This is a genomic window from Dokdonella sp. (assembly GCF_049593775.1).
In the GTDB taxonomy this organism is placed as follows: Bacteria; Pseudomonadota; Gammaproteobacteria; order Xanthomonadales; family Rhodanobacteraceae; genus Dokdonella.
In genome coordinates, this window is record NZ_JBAWHJ010000156.1 from 1 (window position 1) to 5,818 (window position 5,818).

The following is a 5,818-nucleotide window of genomic DNA, read 5'->3' on the forward strand; positions in this document are numbered from 1 at the left end:
GTCTGGCACAGATCGAAGCCATCGTCGGCTCCTCGTATGGGGGCTGCGTCGGCCAACATCTTGCCGGTTTGCTTGGCCGCCGGCTGACGCGCCTGATCGTGATTGGTGCGGCTCATCGCGCCAGTCCCTGGGCACTCGCGCTGCGCACCTTGCAGCGAGCCGGCGTCGAGTCCGCAAGCAATCCCCAGGAGAGGCGTCGGGCACTGGCACGCGCACGTCAGCTTGCCGTGCTTGGCTACCGCACGCCTGACGAACTGGAGTCCCGCTTTGGCGAGAGCGACCCATCCAGTGGCGTTCTCGGCTGGCTTGCAGCCCATGGCGAGCGTTTTGTGGGCCGTTTCAGCTCTGCCAGTTTCCTCTGCCTCTCGCGCTCGCTTGATCACCACCTGTGCGAACCGGAAACGATTCTTGCCAGGACGACCGTAGTCGGCATCCACGAAGACCTGCTGGTGCCGGTCCCGCTGACCAGGGATTTCGTTCGTCGAATCGGCAGTCATGCCGACCTGGTGTCCATATCGTCAAGATTCGGCCACGACGCCTTTATCAAGGAAGAGGGTGCGATCGCCGCCGTCATCCAGCACAGTCTCAATGCGGGGGTGGCGGCATGAATCCTTCAAGTCTGGCGACACGAGCGGTGCGTGCTGGCGTCGATTGTGATCCGGCACATGGCGCGGTGATGCCGCCGCTGTATCTGTCCAGCAATTTCAGCTTCGCCGGGTTCGGTGAAAAACGGCAGTACGACTATTCACGATCCGGCAATCCGACGCGCGACACCCTGGCGACGGCCCTGGCTGACCTCGAAGGTGGTTCGGGTGGCGTCATCACCGCGACCGGCATGGCTGCCGTGACCCTGGTTGCGGCATTGCTGGAGCCGGGTGACCTGCTGGTTGTTCCGCACGACTGCTACGGGGGATGCTGGCGCCTGTTCAACGCGCAGGCGCGGCGCGGGCTATATCGCGTGGCTTTCGTCGATTTTCATGATCCGCAGGCACTGGCTGCCGCATTGGCGGAAAAACCCAGACTGGTCTGGATCGAAACCCCCTCCAATCCGCTGCTCAGAATCACCGACATTCGCCGGACTGTCGATTCGGCACACGCCGCCGGCGCGCTGGCCGTGGTCGACAACACGTTCCTGTCGCCGGTCTTGCAGCAACCGTTCCGGTTCGGTGCCGATATCGTCGTGCATTCGACGACCAAGTACATCAACGGCCATTCGGATGTTGTTGGAGGCGCGGTGCTTTGGCGCGATCCTGCCCTCGGAGAAGAACTGGCGTGGTGGTGCAACTGCCTCGGGTTGTCGGGCGCCCCATTCGACAGCTACCTGACCTTGCGTGGCCTTCGCACCCTGAAAGCGCGATTCGCGGTGCATGAGGAAAACGCGAGAACCCTTGCAGATCTGCTCGATCGGCATCCGCTGGTGCGCGTTGTCCACTATCCGGGGCTGGCCTCGCATCCTGGCCATGCGCTGGCCAAGCGACAGCAAGCAGGCTTCGGCGCCATGCTGAGCTTCGAACTTGAAGGAGGCGAAGCAGCGGCCCGGCTGTTCGTAGACGGCCTCGCATACTTCACTCTGGCGGAGTCTCTGGGGGGCGTGGAAAGCCTGGTCTGCCACCCTGCAGGCATGACTCATGCGGCAATGGCACCCGACGCGCGTCGCCGCGCCGGCATCGCTGACGGACTTTTGCGCGTTTCGATCGGAATCGAGGGCTGCCTGGATCTCGTCGCTGATGTCGAAGCTGCGCTGAAGCGCGTGGAGGCTGCGCGAGGAACAGCGGCCAGCCGGATTGCTGCCGCACCATCTGTGCAAGCCGGCACGTCGGTCGTCACCATTGCCTGACGCCAAGGCTGTTTCTGAATAGAGTGTATCGGCACAGGAGCCGTTGCGAAGGCTAGTCGAAGTCCGCGAGCAGGCCTGCTCGCGTCGCGCCGACAACCCGGGTGCGTTCGCTGTAGGCCGGATGCGTGCAAGCGAACTCGACGTCTGCGCCATCACGCGCACTGGCAATCATCGCCTGAGTAAACTCGAAGCGCAGGAAGTGCACTGCAGAGGTTTTGGTTTCATTGCTGCGATCCATGTCCTCGTCGGCGATTGCCGCTACGACCGGATGTCCTTCCACGCAAGCCGTCATGTGATCCTCGATGCGCAACAGCTTTTCGAGTTCGGTCTTGCGCATGTCGACATCGTCATACTCGATCAGCATGGTTGCCTTGAGGTTTCCGCCGTCGGGAATGAGCGGGTTGTAGGCATCGAGTTCTTCCTCGATGCCTGCGGACTCGAAAACGCGTTCGATACGCAACATTTCCTGGATCTGATACTGGATCGTCAGGCGGTCCTCGAAAAGCAGGCTGACATGTGCGCCCAGCATCACCTTGCGGTTGCGCTTGTGGGCGAGGACGCGGGTCCTGAAGTCACCGCGCTCGCTGGCGTAGTGTTCAAGGCTATACAGATCGTTGCGGGTCAGTTTTTGCATGATCAGATTCCATAGGCCTGGCGCAGCAGGGCAAGCGGACTTTCTGCGCCGGGCTTGTCTTGATTGCCATGGGCGATATGCGAAGCAGCCATCGGGCAATCACTGGCGAAGTGTGCGGCCTCGGCCTGCCTGACCCGGCTCTCGACAGGTCGGGCAATCTTGCGTGAAATGGCGTAGGTCGCCTTCTTGACGCCGTAGGTCCCATCATGGCCAGAGCAACGTTCGATCATCTCGATCTCGGCACCGGGAACCAGCTTGAGCACGTCGCGTGTTTTCGGACCGATGTTCTGCACGCGCTGGTGGCACGGCGCGTGGTAGGCGATCTTGCCCAGGGTGTTCGGAAATTCAAGCTTGAGCAGACCCGCCTGATGACGCTGCCAGAGGTACTCGAACGGATCGAACAAGTGCGCCTTGACCAGTTGCACCTCTGCGTCGTCGGGAAACATCAGCGGCAGTTCCTGGCGAAACATCAGCACGCAGGACGGGATGGGGGCGGTGATGTCCCAGCCGTCGCGGACCGCTGCGGCGAGTACGGGAATATTCTTTTCCTTGTAGCGCGCGACTGATTCGAGATCGCCGAGCTCCAGCTTAGGCATGCCGCAGCAGACCTCGCGCTCGACCAGCTTGACCGCGACATCGTTGTGCCGCAGCACCGCTGCGAGATCCTCCACGGCCTGTGGATAGGAGTAGTTGCAGTAGCAGGTCGCGAACAGGGCAACCTTGCCGCGCGTGCGTCCCGCAGGCCTGATTGCGCCGGCCGTGCCGTCAAAGTGCTGCATGCGCTTGCGCGCGGTGTGCGAGTCGTACTCGGGCACTCGTGCCTGGCGATCGACGCCCAATGTTCTTTCGAGCAGGGCCCGGGTCGGTTTGGCCTTGTTGGCCGCATTGACGACATTCACCATCAACGGAATCGTGGCGACCTTGCCGACTGCGGTCGTACTTGAAAGCAGCTTCGACGCAAGTGTCGTCTCGCCGTTGCGATGCTTGAGTGCCTTGGCGCGCAGCATCAGATGCGGGAAATCGACGTTCCACTCGTGTGGTGGCACGTACGGACACTTGGTCTGGTAGCAGAGGTCGCAGAGGTAGCACTGGTCGACCACCTTGGTGTAATCGGATTTGGCTACGCCATCGACTTCCATCGTCGAGGATTCGTCGACCAGGTCGAACAAGGTGGGAAACGCGTGGCAAAGGCTGACACAACGTCGACATCCGTGGCAGATGTCAAAGACGCGCTCGAGCTCCTTGTCGAGAGCAGCCTGATCGTAGAACTCGGGATTTTTCCAGTCCAGCGGGTGGCGTGTCGGGGCTTCGAGGCTGCCTTCGCGCGGCCTGGTCGATTCATCAGCCATGAGATTCCCTGCAGTTGTGCGATGCGATCCGGAGCGGGTCGCTGCCTTGCCGGACTGGCGTCTGCGGTTGTCCACAACCGGGGCCTGCATCGCGCGGGCCCGGTTGCGTCATGGGACGGGTGAATCAGGCGTTGACTTCGCCCAGCGCCTTGGTGAATCGATTCGCGTGGGAACGCTCCGCCTTGGCCAGAGTCTCGAACCAGTCTGCGATTTCCTCGAAGCCCTCTTCGCGCGCAGCCTTGGCCATGCCTGGATACATGTCCGTGTATTCGTGCGTTTCACCTGCAATCGCGGTCTTGAGGTTGCTGACCGTGTCGCCGAAGGGCAGGCCGGTGGCTGGATCGCCGACGCTTTCAAGATATTCCAGATGACCGTGCGCATGCCCGGTTTCACCTTCCGCCGTGGAGCGGAACACCGCCGCGACATCGTTGTGGCCCTCGACATCGGCCTTCTGTGCAAAATACAGATAGCGGCGATTGGCCTGGGATTCGCCTGCAAAGGCGGCCTTCAGGTTTTCTTCGGTGCGGGAACCTTTCAGATTGCTCATCGTGTTGTCCTCGTGGCGGTTGGCTGGAGAGGGTGAGTATCAATTGAGAAAGCGATTCGGTTCAGGAACCGTAGCACCGAGAACCAGAACCGGGAAATCGAAAGAATCGATCAGTGCAATCGGAATCCCCTATGGCGAGTACGCGAAGTGACGCTGCCTATCGATGCAGTTCGCCGCTGGCTTCAGGCTGGTAGGAAATGTCGACGACCCGCAAGCGCAGTGCGCGTCCTCCCGGCACCTGCCAATTGATTGACTGGCCAACCTGCAGCCCAAGCATGGCACTGCCGACCGGTGCCATGACCGACACCTTGTTCGCGGCGCTATCGGCGTCGCGCGGATAGACCAGGCTGATTTCACGGCGGCCACCGCCGGACTCGTCTTCGACCGTAACGGTCGAATTCATGGTGACGACATTGGCTGGCATCTTTGCCGGATCGAGAACGTTCGCCCGTTCCAGTTCGGCGCGAAGCGATGCGGTACCGGCAGCGTCGCGATACTGCGGCTGCTCGAGGAGTTCCTCGATGCGCTGGAGGTCGAGGCTGGAGATGATGATGGCCTCGTTGTTGTTGTCCACGATGATTCCTTAAGTTGAAGCGCGAACGCGGGTTGATCAGGACGGCAAAGCTAGCCGATAACACGGTCATTCTCAAACATTGCACATGCTCGGGTTTCCGGTTGGCGTGCCGGGCTTTAGTGGTTGTGCGGATCCAGCAGTTCTTTCGGCAACTGGCGGAACAATTCCGCGAAGCTGCCAAGGAATCCATGCATGGCCGAACTCTTGCGCCAAACCATCGCGATGTGTCGGCAAGGCGGGCGTGAAGCGAACTCTATCAGGCGAACGTGTTCGACCTGCGGAACCGGTGGTTTTACTGCAAGAGTAGGCAGCAAGGTGATGCCCACATTTGCGGCGACCATCTGGCGCAGCGTTTCAAGGCTGGTCGCGCGGAACCCGCTGCGTTCCCCCGCGCCGGCGAGCTGGCAGACCTCAAGTGCTTGATCGCGCAGGCAATGGCCATCCTCGAGCAGGAGCAGGTTCTGGTCTGCCAGGTCGTCGAGCCGTATGTTCTTGCGGCGCGCGAGCGGATTGCTCTCAGGCACCGCAAGAACGAATGGTTCGTCAAACAGCTTCTCGATGTGCAGTTGATGATCGTGCAGTGGCAGTGCAAGGATTCCGGCATCAAGGCGACCCTCGCGCAGCTGACGCAGGATGACCTCGGTTTTCTCCTCCACCAGCAATAGTTCGAGATTAGGAAAGCGCTTGCGAATGGATGGAACCATGTGCGGGAGCAAGTAGGGGCCAAGGGTAGGGAAAATGCCGAGACGCACGGTGCCGGATTCCGGGTCCAGTGTTCGTCGGGCAATCGCCTTGATCTGATCGACTTCATGCAGCACATCACGTGCGCGCATGACGATTTCCTGTCCCACTTCAGTCAGCAGGACCTTGCGAGGTG

General features: G+C 61.0%; 6 protein-coding genes and 1 pseudogene. 2 read left to right on the forward strand and 5 right to left on the reverse strand.

The window, feature by feature from the left end; translation table 11 throughout:
- Positions 1–608 (forward strand): annotated as a pseudogene (locus WBP53_RS05420) (hypothetical protein); the annotation flags it as partial.
- Complete coding sequence (gene metB, locus WBP53_RS05425; protein ID WP_423926711.1) at positions 605–1,837, forward strand: cystathionine gamma-synthase; 1,233 nt, start codon at positions 605–607, stop codon at positions 1,835–1,837. The pseudogene WBP53_RS05420 and the gene metB, both read left to right, overlap by 4 nt.
- 52 nt (positions 1,838–1,889) lie before the next feature.
- Here metB and WBP53_RS05430 read toward each other — a convergent pair whose 3' ends face one another.
- The 5 genes from WBP53_RS05430 to WBP53_RS05450 form a co-directional block, all read right to left on the reverse strand.
- Positions 1,890–2,471 carry a DUF3501 family protein gene (locus tag WBP53_RS05430; RefSeq protein WP_423926713.1) on the reverse strand — a complete coding sequence of 194 codons (582 nt, stop codon included), beginning with the start codon at positions 2,469–2,471 and terminating at the stop codon, positions 1,890–1,892.
- Between the two features lie 2 nt (positions 2,472–2,473).
- Positions 2,474–3,820 carry a heterodisulfide reductase-related iron-sulfur binding cluster gene (locus WBP53_RS05435; protein ID WP_423926715.1) on the reverse strand — a complete coding sequence of 449 codons (1,347 nt, stop codon included), beginning with the start codon at positions 3,818–3,820 and terminating at the stop codon, positions 2,474–2,476.
- Positions 3,821–3,944: 124 nt separating this feature from the next.
- Positions 3,945–4,367 carry a rubrerythrin family protein gene (locus tag WBP53_RS05440; RefSeq protein WP_371280222.1) on the reverse strand — a complete coding sequence of 141 codons (423 nt, stop codon included), beginning with the start codon at positions 4,365–4,367 and terminating at the stop codon, positions 3,945–3,947.
- A 157-nt stretch (positions 4,368–4,524) separates the two neighbouring features.
- Positions 4,525–4,941: a nucleoside diphosphate kinase regulator gene (rnk, locus tag WBP53_RS05445; RefSeq protein ID WP_423926717.1), complete on the reverse strand. Its 417-nt coding sequence runs from the start codon at positions 4,939–4,941 to the stop codon at positions 4,525–4,527.
- 116 nt (positions 4,942–5,057) lie between these two features.
- On the reverse strand, positions 5,058–5,818 hold a 761-nt coding region (locus tag WBP53_RS05450; RefSeq protein WP_423926719.1), incomplete at its 5' end, for a LysR substrate-binding domain-containing protein.